The sequence below is a fragment of the Thermodesulfobium sp. genome (genome assembly GCF_053498235.1).
In genome coordinates this window covers 1-17,626 of the sequence record NZ_JBRCUV010000039.1, presented here as the reverse complement: position 1 = coordinate 17,626, position 17,626 = coordinate 1, and the positions used below count along the sequence as shown (strand labels likewise).

At 33.4% G+C, this 17,626-nt stretch carries 18 protein-coding genes, 1 other RNA gene and 1 pseudogene; 5 read left to right on the top strand and 15 right to left on the bottom strand.

Features of this window, described 5'->3' with window-relative positions; translation table 11 throughout:
* The coding region (locus ACWIUX_RS05715) for a DUF4118 domain-containing protein (RefSeq protein WP_448589767.1) at positions 1-641 on the top strand (641 nt) is incomplete at its 5' end.
* A 25-nt stretch (positions 642-666) separates the two neighbouring features.
* Here ACWIUX_RS05715 and ACWIUX_RS05710 read toward each other — a convergent pair.
* A complete protein-coding gene (locus ACWIUX_RS05710; RefSeq protein WP_448589766.1) occupies positions 667-1,548 on the bottom strand; it encodes a metallophosphoesterase family protein in 882 nt (293 codons plus the stop codon).
* A gap of 425 nt (positions 1,549-1,973) precedes the next feature.
* Here ACWIUX_RS05710 and ACWIUX_RS05705 point away from each other — a divergent pair, with 425 nt between their 5' ends.
* Both ACWIUX_RS05705 and ACWIUX_RS05700 read left to right on the top strand, forming a co-directional pair.
* Positions 1,974-3,575: a DHA2 family efflux MFS transporter permease subunit gene (locus tag ACWIUX_RS05705; RefSeq protein WP_448589765.1), complete on the top strand. Its 1,602-nt coding sequence runs from the start codon at positions 1,974-1,976 to the stop codon at positions 3,573-3,575.
* 235 nt (positions 3,576-3,810) lie between these two features.
* A complete protein-coding gene (locus ACWIUX_RS05700) occupies positions 3,811-4,329 on the top strand; it encodes a TSUP family transporter (RefSeq protein ID WP_448589764.1) in 519 nt (172 codons plus the stop codon).
* Positions 4,330-4,400: 71 nt separating this feature from the next.
* Here the strand turns inward: ACWIUX_RS05700 and ACWIUX_RS05695 are convergent, their stop codons facing one another.
* Complete coding sequence (locus ACWIUX_RS05695) at positions 4,401-4,613, bottom strand: cold-shock protein (protein ID WP_448589763.1); 213 nt, start codon at positions 4,611-4,613, stop codon at positions 4,401-4,403.
* A 286-nt stretch (positions 4,614-4,899) separates the two neighbouring features.
* On the opposite strand from ACWIUX_RS05695, the gene ACWIUX_RS05690 reads away from it, so the two are divergent.
* Together ACWIUX_RS05690 and rnpB are read left to right on the top strand one after the other, a co-directional pair.
* Positions 4,900-5,091 (top strand): YgaP family membrane protein, encoded by a 192-nt coding sequence (locus ACWIUX_RS05690; protein ID WP_448589762.1) that lies wholly within the window; start codon positions 4,900-4,902, stop codon positions 5,089-5,091.
* An 86-nt stretch (positions 5,092-5,177) separates the two neighbouring features.
* Positions 5,178-5,523, top strand: an RNA gene (gene rnpB, locus ACWIUX_RS05685) — RNase P RNA component class A.
* A gap of 26 nt (positions 5,524-5,549) precedes the next feature.
* On the opposite strand, the pseudogene ACWIUX_RS05680 reads toward rnpB, so the two are convergent.
* From ACWIUX_RS05680 to ACWIUX_RS05620, 13 genes and pseudogenes are all read right to left on the bottom strand, one after another.
* Positions 5,550-5,951, bottom strand: a pseudogene (locus ACWIUX_RS05680) (signal peptidase II); the annotation flags it as partial.
* Positions 5,945-7,180 (bottom strand): adenosylhomocysteinase, encoded by a 1,236-nt coding sequence (gene ahcY, locus ACWIUX_RS05675; RefSeq protein WP_448589761.1) that lies wholly within the window; start codon positions 7,178-7,180, stop codon positions 5,945-5,947. The pseudogene ACWIUX_RS05680 and the gene ahcY, both read right to left, overlap by 7 nt.
* Positions 7,164-9,920 (bottom strand): isoleucine--tRNA ligase, encoded by a 2,757-nt coding sequence (ileS, locus tag ACWIUX_RS05670; protein WP_448589760.1) that lies wholly within the window; start codon positions 9,918-9,920, stop codon positions 7,164-7,166. The genes ahcY and ileS overlap by 17 nt, the downstream gene beginning before the upstream one ends.
* A gap of 56 nt (positions 9,921-9,976) precedes the next feature.
* A complete protein-coding gene (gene mtnA / locus ACWIUX_RS05665) occupies positions 9,977-10,987 on the bottom strand; it encodes an S-methyl-5-thioribose-1-phosphate isomerase (protein WP_448589759.1) in 1,011 nt (336 codons plus the stop codon).
* Between the two features lie 3 nt (positions 10,988-10,990).
* A complete protein-coding gene (locus ACWIUX_RS05660; RefSeq protein WP_448589758.1) occupies positions 10,991-11,593 on the bottom strand; it encodes a class II aldolase/adducin family protein in 603 nt (200 codons plus the stop codon).
* On the bottom strand, positions 11,556-12,419 hold the full coding sequence (locus tag ACWIUX_RS05655; RefSeq protein ID WP_448589757.1) for a purine-nucleoside phosphorylase: 864 nt from the start codon (positions 12,417-12,419) through the stop codon (positions 11,556-11,558). Before ACWIUX_RS05655 ends, ACWIUX_RS05660 begins: the two co-directional genes overlap by 38 nt.
* Before the next feature lie 6 nt (positions 12,420-12,425).
* Positions 12,426-12,686: a DUF167 domain-containing protein gene (locus tag ACWIUX_RS05650; RefSeq protein ID WP_448589756.1), complete on the bottom strand. Its 261-nt coding sequence runs from the start codon at positions 12,684-12,686 to the stop codon at positions 12,426-12,428.
* A gap of 1 nt (position 12,687) precedes the next feature.
* Complete coding sequence (locus ACWIUX_RS05645) at positions 12,688-13,185, bottom strand: DivIVA domain-containing protein (protein WP_448589755.1); 498 nt, start codon at positions 13,183-13,185, stop codon at positions 12,688-12,690.
* Positions 13,182-13,979, bottom strand: coding sequence for a pyrroline-5-carboxylate reductase (proC, locus tag ACWIUX_RS05640; RefSeq protein ID WP_448589754.1), 798 nt, complete (start codon positions 13,977-13,979; stop codon positions 13,182-13,184). Before proC ends, ACWIUX_RS05645 begins: the two co-directional genes overlap by 4 nt.
* Positions 13,976-14,668, bottom strand: coding sequence for a YggS family pyridoxal phosphate-dependent enzyme (locus ACWIUX_RS05635; RefSeq protein WP_448589753.1), 693 nt, complete (start codon positions 14,666-14,668; stop codon positions 13,976-13,978). Before ACWIUX_RS05635 ends, proC begins: the two co-directional genes overlap by 4 nt.
* Complete coding sequence (gene uvrB, locus ACWIUX_RS05630; RefSeq protein WP_448589752.1) at positions 14,598-16,652, bottom strand: excinuclease ABC subunit UvrB; 2,055 nt, start codon at positions 16,650-16,652, stop codon at positions 14,598-14,600. The genes ACWIUX_RS05635 and uvrB overlap by 71 nt, the downstream gene beginning before the upstream one ends.
* A 1-nt stretch (position 16,653) precedes the next feature.
* Complete coding sequence (locus tag ACWIUX_RS05625; protein ID WP_448589751.1) at positions 16,654-17,475, bottom strand: ABC transporter permease; 822 nt, start codon at positions 17,473-17,475, stop codon at positions 16,654-16,656.
* Between the two features lie 9 nt (positions 17,476-17,484).
* Positions 17,485-17,626: EF-Tu C-terminal domain-related protein (locus tag ACWIUX_RS05620; protein WP_448589750.1), on the bottom strand; the 142-nt coding region annotated here is incomplete at its 5' end.

Below are 17,626 nucleotides of genomic sequence, written 5' to 3'. Positions count from 1 at the left end.
TTATAAATGCACTTTTTCTTCAAACAATTCCAACTCTAATTTCAATCTTTGTAAGCATGTTAATTTTTGACTTTTTTTTTGTTTCACCTTTTTATAGTTTTGCAATATCAGATTTAAATTATTTTTTTTCTTACATTGTATATTCTATTGCAATTGCAACAATCAATGTTCTTGCATCAAAACTTAAAAATAAAATAAAGACACTTAAGGAAAGTCAAAAAAGAGAAATAGGTCTATACGAGTTAAGCTCAGATCTAGTTATGGCAAAAAGTATAAATCACGTTTTGTCTCTAACAATAAATCATATCAAAAAATTATTTATATGCGAAGCTGCTATATTTATTAAAGAACAAGAAAAATTTAAGGTTGGAGCAAAAACAGAAAAATTTGAAATTACTCCAGAAGTTAAGGGTATAGTTTCCTGGTCTTTTGTAAATAAAAAGGCGGCGGGATTTGGTACAGATACTTTTTCAAATGCCAAGTCGCTTTATTTACCAATGTTAACTGCAGAAGAAGTTTATGGAGTTATAGCAATAACTATACCAGAAAATTCAAATATTTTAAAAATAGACGACAGAATTGCTCTTAACGCTATTGCTCGTCTTACTGCATTAGCTTTAGAAAGGATAAACAAAGACTAGCCAGAGTATCTTGTCCCGTTATAATTTACCCAAGAATACCAAGATTATTTTCTAAACTTAAAAGTTCATTAACATCAAAAAATCTTCTCAGTTGAAGTTCTTCAACTGAAACTTTTCCTTTTATAATTTTCACATGAAGTATGTTGTATGACGGATCCCCAAAGTTCAATGGAAAAATCTTGCCACCTGCACCTCCAGAAATATAGTAATTTATTCCGTTAATGACTTTGTGATCATAAAGATGAATATGCCCCTGAAATACCGCGCCAACCTGATGTGCAGAGATTATATTAATTGCCTCTTTATCCCCTTTATTGTACGAGTGTATCCACCAATCACTATATGATGGTGGCTCATGCATAGCCACAAAAAGAATTTTCTCTTCATCTGAAAGTTCTTTGTCTAAAAACTGAAGTTGATTCTCTTTCAACATACCCTCAGAATTGTCCATACATACTAATTTTAAGTTTAATCTATCAATACAAAGCGTATAATTTAGAGGTCCCATATAAGTTTCATACAAAGCTTTGGTAGAATTTCTTATCTCATGATTTCCTATTATTGGAAAAATAGGAATATCACCAAGCCAAGTACACATATTTAGAAAATCTTTATATTCGAACTCATAACCATCGTTTGTCATATCTCCGGTAAAAAGTACAAACAGAGGGTCATAAGATCTTGCAAGTTCAAATGCCTTTTTTAAAACTCTATCGTTCCTGTGGCTATCCCCCATTACTATAAAAGAAAAATAATCATCGCTAAAGAACTTTATTTTATTATTAATAAGTTCTAGAGATCTTAAATAAAGCGTATCCTCCTTAGCAAAAAGCTCAGTAGGAAATTCAAATAAAGAAATAGACGCAAATAGGCCAAAAGTTAATTTAACAAAATCTCTTCTATTCATAGAGTCATTATACTATGTGAAAATTATATTTTGTTAAAAACTCTAATAAATATCGTTAAAACAAAAAATGGTATAAAATCACATCTTTGATACTTGAACAGAACAAAAATGCTTGTGAACTTTTATATTTAAAGCTTTTTTAAGACTTTGTATTTATAGTGAATCAAGCATCCTGCTTGTTATTTTTTAGGATCAAAAGCAAGACACCCCGAGCAAGATGCTCAGGGTACTATGAAGAACTACAAAGCTTTTATACATCCTGCTTGTTAGTTTTTAAGATCAAAAGACAGCACAAGCAAGATGCTTGTGTTACTATGCTTTATCTCTACTGAACTGTCAAACTACCGTAAAAACTATACTCTTTAAAAATCTAAACAAAATATTTATCATTAAAACAAAAAATTGGTATAAAATGTTAATAAGAGGTGATAGCATTGGGTTTTAGTCAAATAATGATAACAATTGCTGTAATGATCTGTATTTTTATGTCCTCACTTGATATTAGTATCGTAAACGTTGCAATTCCTACCATTAGAGGTGCAATAGGGGTATCTATATCAGAGGCTACCTGGATTTCTACTTCCTATATGCTTGCAAATGTAATAGTAATGCCGGCAATAAATTTCTTAACCTCAATATTTGGTAAAACCAGATGTTTCTTTGCAGGAGTCTTGCTTTTTGGAATTGGGTCTTTCTTATGCGGATTTTCTTGGAATCTCGAATCAATAATAATTTTTAGAGCCCTGCAAGGAATTGGAGGAGGAGCTTTAATTCCTCTTTCTCAGGCAATCTTAAGAGAGAACTTTCCCCCAAATGAGCAGGCTAAAGCAATGAGTTTTTTTGGTATTGGAATTGTACTTGGCCCTGGATTAGGACCCACCATTGGTGGTTGGATCACAGACAATATTAACTGGAATTGGATCTTCTTTATAAATGTTCCGTTTGTAATTATAGACTTATTATTAATTTTTATATTTATTTTAGATAAATCAGAAAAGTTTTCAAAGGGTATTAAAATTGACTACTTCGGACTTATTACAATGGCTATAGGCCTTGGTGCATTGCAAATAATGCTCGAAAAGGGACAAGAAAACAACTGGTTTAGTTCACAATTCATTGTAAATCTTGCAATTATTTCATTTATATCGCTTGTTTTATTTGCAATAAGAGAATTTACCTGTGAAAAACCTGCTGTAAATTTAAAATTGTTAAAAAACTTTGGCTTTTTTAACCCAACAGTTATTCAAGGGATATTTGGAATGGGTTTATTCGCTGGACTATTTTTACTTCCTATTTTATTTCAGGAATCTTTAGGATATAGCGCTACCGAAGCAGGGATTGCCATGATACCAAGGAGCATTTCAATGGCTATGTTCATGCCTATTGCAGGTAGACTTTATAATAGAATTGGAGGCAAAAAGATGGTCATGTTCGCTGCTGCGCTAACATCACTAAGTCTAGTTCCTTTAAGCTTTATGAGCCTTAATACGTCTGCTTGGGATCTATTCTGGCCCCAGTTTGTACAGGGCATTGCATTTGCATTTATCTTTGTCTCCCTAAGTACCATAGCACTTATGGCTCTTGAGAGAAAGGACATCGTTTCAGGCGCTGGACTCTTTAACCTTGTTAGAGTTCTTTGTGGGAGCATCGGTACGGCAGTCTTTGCCACACAACTTGAAAACAATCAAATTATTAACAGAGCCTACCTCACAGAACATATCGTAACAAACAGCCCATATACCGTTCAGGGTTTTATGACAAACCCAGCAACAATTCTTAGTCCATTAACAACTTCTCCTGCAATATCCAAATTCTTTGCTGGAATAAATCAAGTGCTTATGATACAAGGAGCAAGCGCAGCAGATCTTAACAACAAGGCATATGCAATGCTTAGTAATTTTGTTGACAGACAGGCTTTGATAATGTCATTTAACCACGTGTTTTTTGAATTGTGTTTGCTATTTTGTGTTGCATTTGTTTTAAGCTTATTCCTTGTAGAAAGAAAGTCATCATGGCATAAAGAATAGAAAAAAAATTATGAATAAGTTCCAATTCCTTATCAAGGTCTACTCATACAATTCATTAATTTTCAAAAAAACCAACATACTATAAAATAAGATTTTTAAGTTACTTTAAATACTATATTTTACGCAATTTCGACATCTTTGCAAAAACCTATTAATGGTTTAAAATATTATTTATATTTATTAATAATATGAAATATATAAGTATAAGAACAAATAACTTAAGTAGGTTAGAGATATGCATATAATGCCGATTCTATTTAGTATTAGTGCTGTTTTTTTATTTTCGATGATAGTTGCCGTCATAGGGAATATTATAGGTATTGGAGGCGGCGTTATGCTACTGCCGTTTTTTATTTTGTATTTACATTTAAATTCTATGACCGCTAGCGGATTAAGCCTTTTTACAATCGTACTAAGCACTATTGGAGGCACATTCGCTTTCACCAGACAAAGAATAATTAATTACAAATTGTTTTTTACTATAATTAGCTTAATCATTCCTGGCGTAGTAGTTGGCTCAGTTGCTAACAAATTCGTAAATACTCAAGAATTTAAAGAGATTTTACCTATATGGGTAATTTCTATCGGTATGTTTTCTTTAATAACTGCAAAAAGGCAACCTGTAAAAGAGATAAACAATTCTAAAAATGATTCCATAAAACACAAAAATCTAACAAGATTAGTATCATTTCTTTCAGGTTTTATTTCTGGATTTTTCGGCGTAGGTATAGGTGGAGTATATGATATTTATTGAAAATGTGTTTGATAAAAAAATGTCCACTACCAAAAGTAAACATTCAATAGTGGACTTAATTTTAAGAGATATTATAACGCCTTAACGTTAACTGCCCTTAATTTTTTTGAGTTCTTAGGATCTGCTTCGATATCGAAAGTAACTTGCTGACCTTCGTTAAGCGATTTAAATCCGTCTGAAACAATTGCAGAAAAATGCACGAATACATCCCCACCGCCATCCGCTTTAGAAATAAAACCGTACCCCTTTTCTGCATTAAACCATTTTACCGTACCTTTATTCATGACAACCTCCTAAAAAATACAACTAAACAATAACTAAAAAACTCGCGCATTTTCGTAGACAACAATGCCAAAATCAACTACAAAAATACGCGAGTTTAAATTAGCACATATCTAGTCTTTTCTAAGATTATCATATTAAAATAGTTTTGTCAAACACAAAATACATTTATTTCTTTATTTATATATCATTTTAGCTATTATCAAAAGCTTTTAGTTGTTATAAAAAATTAAATTAATTTCATAATTAGATGTATAATTAAATAACTTACCAAAAGGAGGTGCCAGGATGAAACAAAATGAGGGAACTATAGACAGAATTATAAGGTTTATTTTAGGACTCATTCTTATTTATTTTGGTTTTTCAATGCAATTTAATACGGTAGGAATTATTTTGACAGTAATTGGAATCGTACTTATCTTTACAGCTGTAACAGGTTTTTGTGCACTTTATACACTCTTAAAGATTTCTACGAAGTAACATTCATAATAGGCAGGACAAAAGAGATTCAAAAAACATTATCCTGCTTTGCCTTTTAAAGTCTGAGTGTGTTATTATAAAATAAGCAGGACAGGCACGCAACTTACAAGTTAACTACTTGAGGAAAGTCCGAGCTCCTCTGGGCAGGGTGCTGGTTAATTGCCAGAGAGGGAAACCTCTGGATAGGGCCACAGAAACAAACTACTATCTACGGATAGTACAGGTGAAAAGGCGAGGTAAAAGCTCACCGGCAGAAGAGCGATCTTCTGGCCAGGCAACCCCCACCCGGAGCAAGGCCAAATAGGGAAGGAGACAGCCCAGGTCGTTAATACTTCCGGGTAGGCCGCAAGAGGCTGAGGGAAACTTCAGCCCAAGATAAATGGTTGCGATCCCTTTGGGATACAGAACTCGGCTTATAGCCTGTCCTGTTTTTTTGGGTTATTGAAATTATAAAAAATTAGTAAAAGAATTCCTATATCTATATATATATCCGAAAGGTTAAAAACAGGTAAAATATGTATATTAATAAAATCAATCACTTGATGCGATCCAAAAGCTCTATCCAGCAAGTTACTAGATACGCCAGCAATCAAAAATGACAAAGCAATTCTTAGACTAGGTATTTTAAACCATAAGATAATACAAGAAATCAAAAAAACAACGCCAACTAATATAAAAAAAAACGTTTGACCACTAAAAATCCCCCATGCCCCCCCTAAATTTTTCACAAGAACGAATTGTACCAGAAAAAAACTATAGTTACGTTCAGACAAAAACTTGATAGCCAAAAACTTTGTTAATCTATCAATTAAAAAAAGTGTCAGAGCAAATATAAAAAATTTAAAGTTTTCCTTTACCAAGATTTCATATACTTCTCTTGTTCATTACTTAAGGTATCAATATTCGTACCCATAGACTCGATCTTCAGTCTTGCTATCTCCCTATCAATCTCTAGTGGTACAGGATAAACCCCGACATCTATTTTGTTATTCAAAAGATAAAGTGCACACAAAAATTGATTCGCAAAACTCATATCCATAACACTGGATGGGTGACCTTCAGCAGCTGCAAGATTTACAAGTCTGCCCTCACCTACCAAAAAAATCTTCTTACCATCTTTAAAGGTATATTCATCCAACTCATGCCTGATTCTTCTCTTTGAAATTTTTTGTTCTTCCATCTTATTTACTTCAATTTCCACGTTAAAGTGTCCTGAATTTGCCAGTATTGCACCATCTTTCATTTTTAAAATATGATCAAATCTGATAACGTTGCAGTTGCCCGTAACAGTAATAAATATATCTCCAATTTTTGCAGCCTCATCCATTGGCATCACTTCAAACCCGTCCATTATAGCTTCTAGTGCCCTCACTGGTTCGACCTCAGTTACTATAACCCTTGCACCCATTCCCTTAGCTCTCATGCTTACGCCTTTTCCACACCAACCATATCCCGCCACTACTACCCTTTTGCCTGCAAAGAGTATATTTGTAGCCCTAATAATACCATCAAGTGTGCTTTGCCCAGTACCATATCTATTGTCAAAAAAGTGCTTTGTCATAGCATTATTTACAGCTATAAAGGGAAATTTTAACAAGTTTTCCTTGTGAAGAGCCTCAATCCTATGAACGCCCGTAGTAGTTTCTTCACAACCACCAATCACCTTATCAGCAATTTTGGGATACTCTTTATGTAAAGTAACGGTTAAGTCAGCTCCATCGTCAATAGTTAGATCAGGCTCAGATTCAATACAAATTCTAATATTGTTCCAGTAACTCTCAGCATCCTCTCCTCTTTGGGCAAAAACAAATATTCCTTCTTTTGCTAAGTAGGCAGCAACCTCATCACTTGTACTCAGCGGATTTGATGCGCACAAATATATCTTTGCGCCTGCATCTTTAAAAGTTGTTATCAGGTTTGCAGTCTCAGTTGTTACGTGCAAACATGCGGCAATTGTTTTTCCAGCAAATGGTTTTATATCCCTATATTTTTTTCTCAATATATCAAGTACTGGCATTTCACGATATGCCCACTCAACCTTTTTTGATCCCTCATCAGCTAAACTAATATCTTTAATTTGATAATTCATCTAAAACCCTCCTACATCTGTCACAAATTTTTAATTCGCTGTTTGCTACACTTTCTTGATACTGCCAGCATCTTTCACACTTTTCACCCTTTGCGTGAAAAACTTCTACACTAAAGTTATCATTTTCAAGAGAAAACTTTGAACTTAATTTCTCACCAACACTAACCTGAGATACAATCATTAGTTCAGGCAATATATCTTTGTATTTAAGCAATACTTCTTTTAATTCGTTATTTTTTGGAGATATATTTACATAAGCTTCTAAAGATGAGCCTATTAATTTGTCTTTTCTAGCCTCTTCCAAAATCTTTTTTACTTCCTCTCTAACTTCAAGTAGAATGTCAAAATCTACAGGCCTTTCTACCCCCTCAAGATTCTTTTTGACATCTGGATATGAAGCAAAAAAAACACTTTCAGGCAGAGAACTATCAATTTCTCTTAGATATCCCCAGGCTTCTTCAGAAGTAAATGATATTATTGGGCAAAGAATAATCAAGAGATCCTTTAACATCCTGTAAATAACAGTTTGAGCTGATTTTCTTTCATAATCAAAACCTGCATAAAGTCTATCTTTTAATATATCTAAATAAAAAGCACTTAGATCTAAGGTCATAAAGGACTTTATCTTGTAAAGCATCTTATAAAATTGATAATCTTTAAAATACTGATCCACTTCCTGAATGAGATCGTTAAACTTAGTATAAATATACCTCTCAACAACCAACCACTTATCGGGAGTTAATGAATCCTTTGGAGTAAAATCATTTAAAAGACTAAGCATATATCTTATTGTATTTCTTATCTTTTTATAAGTGTCAGACTGCTGTTCTAATATTCTGTCTGAAATTGCTACATCTGAAGTATAGTCCGAAGATGCTACCCAAATTCTTAACACATCTGCCCCACTCTTTTCAATCACCTCAAGGGGTGCAATTACATTTCCTCTTGATTTAGACATCTTATAGCCATTTTCATCTACAATAAACCCATGAGTTAAAACGCTTTTATACGGCGCTCTCCCAAAAACAGCGGTTGAGGTAAGTAAAGATGACTGAAACCAACCCCTATGCTGATCCGTACCTTCCAAATACATATCTGCAGGCCATCGAAGCTCCTCTCTTTGTTTTAAAACACAGGCATGACTTGAACCAGAATCAAACCATACATCCATAATGTCAGTTTCTTTTCTGAAATGTTTACCACCACAAGATGGGCATGTATAATCTCCCAAAATCTGTGAAGCGTCCTTGTTAAACCATGAATCAGAACCTTCTCTTGAAAACAGATCACAAACTTTATCTATTGTGTAATCATTTATTATTATCGAATTACAATCATCACAATAAAAAGCAGGTATAGGAAGACCCCAAGATCTCTGCCTTGATATACACCAATCTGTTCTATTCGAAATCATAGCGCTCATTCTCTCGAGACCGGATTCAGGAATCCATCTAACCTCCTTTGTAGCTTTTAGTGCCTCCTCTCTGAAGGCATCCACTGATGCAAACCATTGCTCAGTAGCTCTATATATGAGCTTTCCTTTACATCTCCAGCAATGTGGGTATGAGTGCTCAACTTCGCCTTTCGACAACAAAAGACCGTTCTTTTCTAGATCTTCAATTACTGCCTTACTCGCATCATGTACAAAAAGGTTTTCAAATCTTTGTGCTTTGCTATTAAATATTCCCTGATCGTTCAACAACGATTCTACTTCCAAATTTTTTTGAATACCTACTATATAATCATCTGGTCCATGCCCAGGAGCCATATGAACAATTCCAGAACCATCATTCATACTTACAAAAGGTGCAGTAACAACGATTGATTTCTTTTCAGGAAAAAGCGGATTTGAAGCAATTATGCCCTCTAATTCTTCTCCTTTAATTTGCTTCAATACTTCATAAGTTTCAAAAATTTCTTTAAGCGCTTCAAGTCTTTCCTTTGCAACGAGTATATTTTCGTCTCGTACTCTTATAAGAACGTAAATTGAATCAGATTTTACAGCAAGACCTTTATTCGAAATTAATGTCCAAGGCGTTGTGGTCCAGATAAGAATCATATCACCTTTATTCAGAACACCCTTACCGTCAACTACAGGAAATTTTACAAAAATTGATGGTGAGGTTGTATCATAATACTCTACTTCAGCCTCTGCTAGTGCAGTTTCACAAGAAGGACACCAAAAAACTGGTTTAAGACCTTTATATATATAACCTTTTTTATACATCTCCCAAAATATTCTAACCTGCATTGCTTCGTATTTTGGATCCATTGTAATATAGGGATTTTCCCAATAACCAAATACGCCGAGTCTAATGAACTGCTTTCTCTGTCTGTCAATGAATTTCAAGGCATGCTCATAACACATCTTTCTGATATCTGATATGGTAAACTCTTTTTTATTCTTGCCTAATGTTTTCAAAACCTGAAATTCTATAGGAAGTCCATGACAATCCCAACCAGGAACATATGGGGTAAATTTACCCTTTATCATATAATATTTGTTTATCATATCTTTTAAAATTTTATTAAAAGCTGTACCTAAGTGAATATCTCCATTTGCATACGGTGGGCCATCATGAAGCAAAAAGAAATCTCCACTTTTTCTTAATTTTATTGCCTTTTCAAAAACACTATTCTTTTGCCATTTCTTTAAAAGCTCAGGTTCTCTTTGAGTAAGCCTTGCTTGCATTGGAAAATTAGTTTTTGGCAGCTTTAAGGTTTTTTTGTATTCAACCATAGTACAACTCCTTTTTAATTTATAGGATCAAAGAATAACATTTACAAAATATAAAATCATTCAAACAAAGTCAATATCTCATTAGGACTATATACACCGTTCTCAGTTATTATTGCTCTAATAAACTTTGCTGGAGTAATATCAAAAGCATAGTTCAAGGCACTTGTATCACTTTTGTTAGTAAACGAATTCATACACTTAATAACTTCACTTCCATCTCTTTCTTCTATTGGAATATCTTCACCTGTTGCTATTGAAAAATCAATTGTGCTCATTGGCGCAGCCACGAAAAAGGGGATATTATAATAATTAGCTGCCAAAGCATGCATAAATGTTCCAATTTTATTAGCCGTATCACCATTGGCTGCAATTCTATCAGCTCCAACTATTACTGCATCAACCATAGAATTTCTCATCAACATACCTGAAGCTCCATCTATAACTAATTTATATGGAATAGCATCCCTCTCTAACTCAAAAACTGTTAACCTTGCCCCTTGTAAAAGAGGTCGAGTTTCGGAAACATATACTAAATTTAATTTTCTCATTTGAAACATTTTTCTAATAACTCCAAGAGCAGTTCCCACACCAGGTGCCGCAAGAGAACCTGTATTACAATGAGTTAAAATATTCCCACTTGGCAAAACTTTTGCACCATTCAAAGCAATTTTATCATTTATTTCAATTTCTTGAAGATATAAAGAATATACAAAATCAAATATTTCATTCAAATTTATACAATTATTAACAAATTTAACAACCTTATCTACCCCCCATGAAAGATTTATAGCTGTGGGGCGGCAATTTTTAATTTTATCGGCCTCCTTCTTTAGCAGCTTCTCATCCGTTAAAATATCGTTATTGTTATAAATAGATAAATATAATGCAAATGCTCCGCATATACCTATAGAGGGAGCCCCTCTAACTCTTAAGCTTTGAATAGCCTCAATTATCATATCAGAATCAAATAATTCTAACCAAACTTCTTCAAACGGTAATTTTGTCTGATCAAGCAACAATAGCCGATCTCTTTTAAATTTAAAAGGTTCAAAAATATGTTTATGCACAACCTAACTCCTTAAATCAACGTTGTTTAATGAATATTTTCCTAAATACCAAGCCAACTTTGCACTTTCTTCCAAAAGTTCAGATAAATAATAGCACTCTTTAAGAGTTTTACCAATAACAATTGTCCCATGATTTTCGAGAATTCCAGCTTGAATATTACTTGATAAATATTTAACAACATTTTTACCCAATTCTGAACTCCCAGGCTGAGCAAATGGAATTAGTGGAATTTCTTTTAAATAAATTTTTGCCTCTTCAGTAAGTACAGGAATAATATTTTTTGAAAATGCAAAAAGAGTGGCATAAAAAGAGTGTGTATGAAAAATCGCCTTAACAAATGGCAATTTTCTGTAAATCTCAAGATGCATTGGATATTCAGAAGACGGCTTATAGCTATTTTTAAGGGTTCCATCAATATCTATTATGCTAATTTTCCAAGGTAATACATCAAAAAAGGAATATCCCGAAGGCTTTATATATATTTTATTATCTTTGAAAAGGCTCAAATTGCCTCCTTTTGACCTTGCAAGGCCTCTTAAGTATGCAATTTGAGACCAAACAAATAAATCAAATCTTGGTTGCATCGACCTTACTAGCCAGATCAACTATTAAATCTCTTAGTTTATCACTATTGTTCGAAACAACATCTACAACCTCTTGTGCAGAAACCTTAACTGGATTATCTGGATTAGCAATATTAGATATTAAAGAAAAGCAAATTGTTTTAATCTTCAACGCGTTTAAAGCTATAACTTCCATAACGGTAGACATCCCAACAATATCTGCACCTAGAGTTCTCATAGCATTAAGTTCCGCAGGTGTTTCAAAACTAGGTCCTAAAACTCCTACATATACTACTTCTTTAGGTTCGTAACCCAAAATGCTTACAGATTCAGCTTTAGCCAAAGCTCTTAATTTTTTGTTATATGCATCGCTCATATCTACAAATCTTTCTCCAAAGTATATATCTGCTAAACCAATTAAGGGATTATAACCAGTAAAATTAATATGGTCTTTTACAATTACAACCTCCCCTATATTTAGGCTACTATTAATTCCTCCAGAAGCATTAGTAAGATAAGCTATATTAGGTTTAAACCTAGAAAGAACTACTATAGGAAATATTACCTCCCAAACGCCGTAATTTTCATATAAATGAAATCTACCTTCCAAAATTACATAAGGCTTTGAATTTATAAAAACTAAACTTAGCTGAGAACGATGAGAAGGCGCAGATGCTTTTGGGAAAAATGGTATTTTATCGTATTTAATTATTAATTCCTTTTCCAGTTTATCAAATGCTTTCCCAAATCCAGATCCGAGTTCAATTATTCCTTCAATTTTTTCTGGTAAAAAATCTCTTAAATATCGTGAGGCTGCTTCACAATTTGCCTTAAATTCAAACTCATTTAGAAACGAACACCCTTTCATAACCACCTATTGCTCCCATCCTTTTATTTTTTTAAAAATATTTTCTGATTTAATTAATAGAATTTTATTTTTTTTCTTTTCTCCTGAAAATATTTCAATATCCTTCCTTTTACATTTTAAAAAATCTGAAATCATTTCTATAACTCGTTTATTTGCCCTCCCGTTTTCCGGAGGGGCATTTACTTTACAATAAATTCTTCCTTCCTTTATCTCAATTGATTCCTTTTTTGCATTTGGTATAACCTTGAGTTCAACCTTGAAATCCATATTACTGAGAAGATAAACTCTCCCTCTCCATACTTTGCATTTCCCTATTAACAAGCGTTTGAAGCCTAGAGATAAACTCTTCAAGGTTCTTTAATTCTCTTCTTTTTTCCTGTCTAATTCTTTCAACATCGGCAAAAAGTTTAGTATGCTCCTCTTTGGTTTTCTGTATCATTGCTCTACATTCTTCTTCTGATTTTATCCTCCTTAATTCAACTTCCTTTTCTACTTGGATTTTTGCCTCTTCAACCTTTTTTTGGATTAGTGAAAGGAAATCGCTAGTTGATGCCTCAAATTCGTTCTTCTTTTGTGTTGCTTGAATGCGAGATCTTAAATATTCATTTTCTTTTTCCAATCTCTCAATTTCAGAGATCATTTGAGAAAAAACTTCTGATAAATCGTCTAAAAATTTATCTACTTCTTCTTCCTTATAACCTCTTAGTCCTTTACTAAATTCCTTATTCTGAATGTCTAAAGGAGTAATATCAGGCTTATAAGTCACTCCATTTCCCTCGCTCTCTGATATGCTTTTATAACAGCTTGAATTATATTTCCCTTTACAGCAGCAGTCTCTAAACACAATAATCCTTGAGCCGTAGTACCATTTGGCGACATTACAGCCTCCCTTAGATAGATTGGATGTTCATATATTTCCACCAACCCAACAAGAGATAGAAACAAATGGTCAACAATCTTTTTTGAAATACTTCTAGAGAGTCCGATTGTAACCCCTGAATCAATTAATGATTCCATTATTAAAGCAACATAAGCAGGCCCAGAGCCACCCAAAGCAGTAAATGCTGCAAACTTATCTTCTTCCAATCTTATGACGTCACCTAAAGCTGATAAAATGGATTCAACGTCAATCCAATCCTGTGGCTCTACATGACTAGATGCACACATCGCCATTAAACCATTTTGATTTATTACGCCTAAGGTTGGCATAATCCTAAACGCCTTTTCTATACCGCCTTTGTCGCGGAGTTCATCAAGTGTTATACCTGCCATAACGCTAATAACAGTCTTATCCTTAAATAACGCCTTTCTTTTCATCGATTCTGAAAGAGCTCTAAATTGATCGGGCTTTAGAGTTATAATTACGATATCTGATGACTGAACAAGCTCGTCGTTAGAAGAAAAAATTTTAAGAGAATACTTTCTCCCAAGTTCTTCCCTTCTTTCAAGTCTTCTATGGCTTGCAGCAACAAAAATCTTCCCCTCCTCATGCAAAGGTTTAAGCCCTTTTAAAAAGGCTTCGCCCACTCTTCCAGCACCCAAAATTCCTATTTTTATCATGTTTCTATTCCTTCAAAAAAGGCCCTACCAATTCTAACCATATTTGAACCCTCCATTATAGCTAAATCAAAATCATCGCTCATACCCATAGATAAAACGTTAAGGTTATATCCCTCTGCGTTTAACCTTTCATATAGTATCCTTAAGGTTGAGAATTCCTTTCTTATTTTATCAACATCATTAGTCAAAGAGGCCATACCCATTAAGCCTTCAATATTTACAAATTTTAAAGACGAACTCATTCTAAAGAGATCCATAACTTCCCTTGGTAAAAACCCATATTTTTGACTTTCACCACTGATATTTATTTCTATAAGAACTGGCATTGTAATCCCTTTTTTAGCAGCACTTTTATTAATTTCATTTAACAACCTTAAAGAATCAACCGATTGTATCCTAACAAAAATATCAATAGCATCTTTTACTTTATTGGTTTGAAGATGACCGATCATTTCAAATTTAACGTTGTTTAATTCTCTAAATTTTTCTTTAGCTTCTCTAACTCTATTTTCTCCAAATACTCTAAAACCTAGATCATTTAAAGCTCTTATTATTTCAGTTGATTTTGTTTTTGTAACTGGTAAAATAAAAACTTCATCTGTCCTCTTAGCTAGTTCTTTAGCCCTTTGAACGCGTTCTTTTACTTTTTGCACGTTTTCTCGCAATTTTTTCTTCCAGTCCGGTAACAAAACCGACCTCCTTGTCTTCAAAAAAATTTTTCAACAACTTTAATAGATCTCTATACTTTGAAGCCTCTTCGAACTTCCATTCTTTAGCATATTCTATCATTTTTGTTCTGATCTCTTTTTCGGTCAGTTCTAAATCATTCTTATTAAGCTTAATTATAGATCTAAGTTCTTCTTCAATCGAGTTCTCATCCAAATTTCTATCCACAATATCGGATACTGGTTTAAGTATCGATTTAGGCGTTATATTATTTTTTAAATTATACTCCATTTGAATCTTTCTTCTTCTATTAGTTTCATCTATAGCTTCTTTCATGGACTCAGTAATTCTTGAGGAATAAAGTATAACCTTAGAATCAACATTTCTTGCCGCCCTACCAATAATTTGAATTAAAGAAGTAGAAGACCTCAAAAAACCTTCTTTATCAGCATCAAGTATAAGAATTCTTGTAACTTCAGGCAAATCTAAACCTTCCCTCAATAAATTAATCCCCACAACAACATCGTATTTTCCAAGTCTTAAATTGTGCAAAACATTAAGTCTTTCAATTGCATCCTGTTCAGAATGCAAATAATATGCCTTTATCCCTTCCTGAATTAAATAATTTGCAAGATCCTCGGCCAACCTTTTTGTAAGAGTAGTTATAAGAGTCCTAAAGCCTCTTTTAGCATTTTCTCTTGTTTCGTTTATTGAATCATCGACTTGACTCTCCAAACTTCTTACTTCTATAATAGGATCTAAGATACCAGTTGGTCTTATAATCTGTTCTACAATCTGAGAACTATTTTCTTTTTCAAATAAAGCAGGAGTAGCGGACATAAATATAATTTGATTTGCCTTTTCTATAAACTCTTCAAATTTAAGAGGTCTATTGTCATATGCTGAAGGCAACCTAAAACCAAAGTCCACAAGATTTTTCTTTCTTGCTTCATCTCCCCTAAACATTCCTCTTATTTGTGGAACAGATAAATGAGATTCATCTAATATAATAAGAAAATCTTTAGGAAAGTAATCAAGAAGTGTAATAGGAGGTTCTCCTGGCTTTCTAAAGGTGAAATGTCTTGAATAATTTTCTATTCCCTTACAATATCCAATTGTTTCTAACATCTCTATATCATACAAAGTTCTTTGTTCAATTCTTTTTGCTTCTACCGTTTTACCTAAATTTTCAAAGTATTTAATTCTTTCCTCAAGCTCAACTCTAATTGAATTTATCGCCCTTTTTAATTTTTCCTCTCTTAAGATGAAGTGAGATGCTGGAAAGATCCATAAGCTTTCAATTCTTTCAACCGGTTCAAGTGTGACAGGATGAAGCTTTGTGACGCTTTGTATAGAATCTTCATCAAATCTTACTCGATATGCATACTCATCAAAAGAAGGTATAAAGTCTACAACATTTACGTTCACCCTAAAATTGTTTCTTTTAAACTCATAATCATTTCTTTCATAAAGCATATAAATTAACTTATCAATAAAATCATCTCTACTTAACTTGTCTCCCCTTTTAATAACAAAAGAGTTAGTTTTATATTCTTCTGGCATTCCAAGGCTATAAATACACGATACGCTTGCTACCACTATCACATCGTCTCTTTCAAGTAGCGATCGAGTAGCAGAATGTCTATATCTGTCTATCTCATCGTTTACAGAAGCATCCTTTTCTATATATAGATCTCTTTGGGGTATATAAGCCTCTGGTTGATAATAGTCATAATAACTAATAAAATATTCAACCGCATTTTCCGGGAAAAAAGTTCTCAATTCAGAGCAAAGCTGAGCTGCAAGCGTTTTATTTGGAGCCATTACTAAAGTTGGTTTCTTTACTCTATTTATTACATTTGCAATAGTAAACGTCTTGCCTGTACCCGTAGCTCCTAAAAGAGTTTGATATTTAAAACCTTTCTCTATACCTTCAGTTAACTGTTCAATAGCCTTAATTTGATCCCCAGCTGGTTTAAAGGGTTCAAATAATTTAAAGGTGCTCATTTTACCTCTCTTTTGGATTCATATACAATCTTAAAGCTTCACCAATAAAGTTGAAGCCAAGAATTGTTAAAGTAATACACATTCCAGGAAAAATCAAGAGATAAGGATATTCAAAAAAATAATCCTGTGCTTCACCAAGCATATTGCCCCAACTCGCATAGGGAGGCTGCACACCCAAACCTAAAAAGGAGAGAGCAGACTCAGTCATAATTGCATTTGACATTCCCAAAACAGAAGCAACTAAAACAATATTAAGAACATTTGGTAAAACGTGCTTCTTTAAAATCCAAAGGTTATTTGCTCCAAACATCTTACTTACTTGAACATAATTTGAATTTTTTATCGATAAGGTTTGTGTTCGAACAATTCTAGCTATACCCATCCAACTAGTAAGACCTATAATTACCATAGTATAAATAATTTCTGGTCTTTTTAGTATCGATTGAACTGCTAACAAAAGAAAAATTATAGGAAAAGAAAGCATAGCATCAACAAATCTCATAAACAAAAAATCAAAAGCTTTACCAAGTAACGCTGACATGCTCCCTAAAAATGTTCCAAGAGATACAGAAATACTTACGGCAACCAAAGCAACAGCCAAGGATACTCTACCTCCATACAATAACCTACTCAAAATATCTCTGCCATAAATATCTGTACCTAAAGGATGTAAGAAAGATGGAGGTTGAGGAGACCCTAAAGCAGAAAAATCAAAAGCTTGTGGTGAATAAGGAGTTAAAAGGGGTGCAAAAACTACACCCCCTATGATTGGAACTAATATTAAACAACCTAAACTAAAATAAAATTTTGCTAAATTTTTCAAATACCTTTTTTATTCAATCATCTTTGTGACTACGCCAGCACCAACAGTTCTGCCGCCTTCACGTATTGCAAAGCGAAGTCCTTCTTCAATTGCTACTGGAGATATAAGCTCTACTACCATGTTTATGTTATCTCCAGGCATTACCATCTCT

Excerpts from the sequence above, each read along its gene's own strand:
- ACWIUX_RS05710 (WP_448589766.1), bottom strand. The coding sequence starts at position 1,548 with ATGAATAGAAGAGATTTTGTTAAATTAACTTTTGGCCTATTTGCGTCT.
- ACWIUX_RS05700 (WP_448589764.1), top strand. The coding sequence starts at position 3,811 with ATGCATATAATGCCGATTCTATTTAGTATTAGTGCTGTTTTTTTATTT.
- ACWIUX_RS05695 (WP_448589763.1), bottom strand. The coding sequence starts at position 4,613 with ATGAATAAAGGTACGGTAAAATGGTTTAATGCAGAAAAGGGGTACGGT.
- ACWIUX_RS05690 (WP_448589762.1), top strand. The coding sequence starts at position 4,900 with ATGAAACAAAATGAGGGAACTATAGACAGAATTATAAGGTTTATTTTA.
- ahcY (WP_448589761.1), bottom strand. The coding sequence starts at position 7,180 with ATGAATTATCAAATTAAAGATATTAGTTTAGCTGATGAGGGATCAAAA.
- ileS (WP_448589760.1), bottom strand. The coding sequence starts at position 9,920 with ATGGTTGAATACAAAAAAACCTTAAAGCTGCCAAAAACTAATTTTCCA.
- ACWIUX_RS05655 (WP_448589757.1), bottom strand. The coding sequence starts at position 12,419 with ATGAAAGGGTGTTCGTTTCTAAATGAGTTTGAATTTAAGGCAAATTGT.
- ACWIUX_RS05650 (WP_448589756.1), bottom strand. The coding sequence starts at position 12,686 with ATGGATTTCAAGGTTGAACTCAAGGTTATACCAAATGCAAAAAAGGAA.
- proC (WP_448589754.1), bottom strand. The coding sequence starts at position 13,979 with ATGATAAAAATAGGAATTTTGGGTGCTGGAAGAGTGGGCGAAGCCTTT.
- uvrB (WP_448589752.1), bottom strand. The coding sequence starts at position 16,652 with ATGAGCACCTTTAAATTATTTGAACCCTTTAAACCAGCTGGGGATCAA.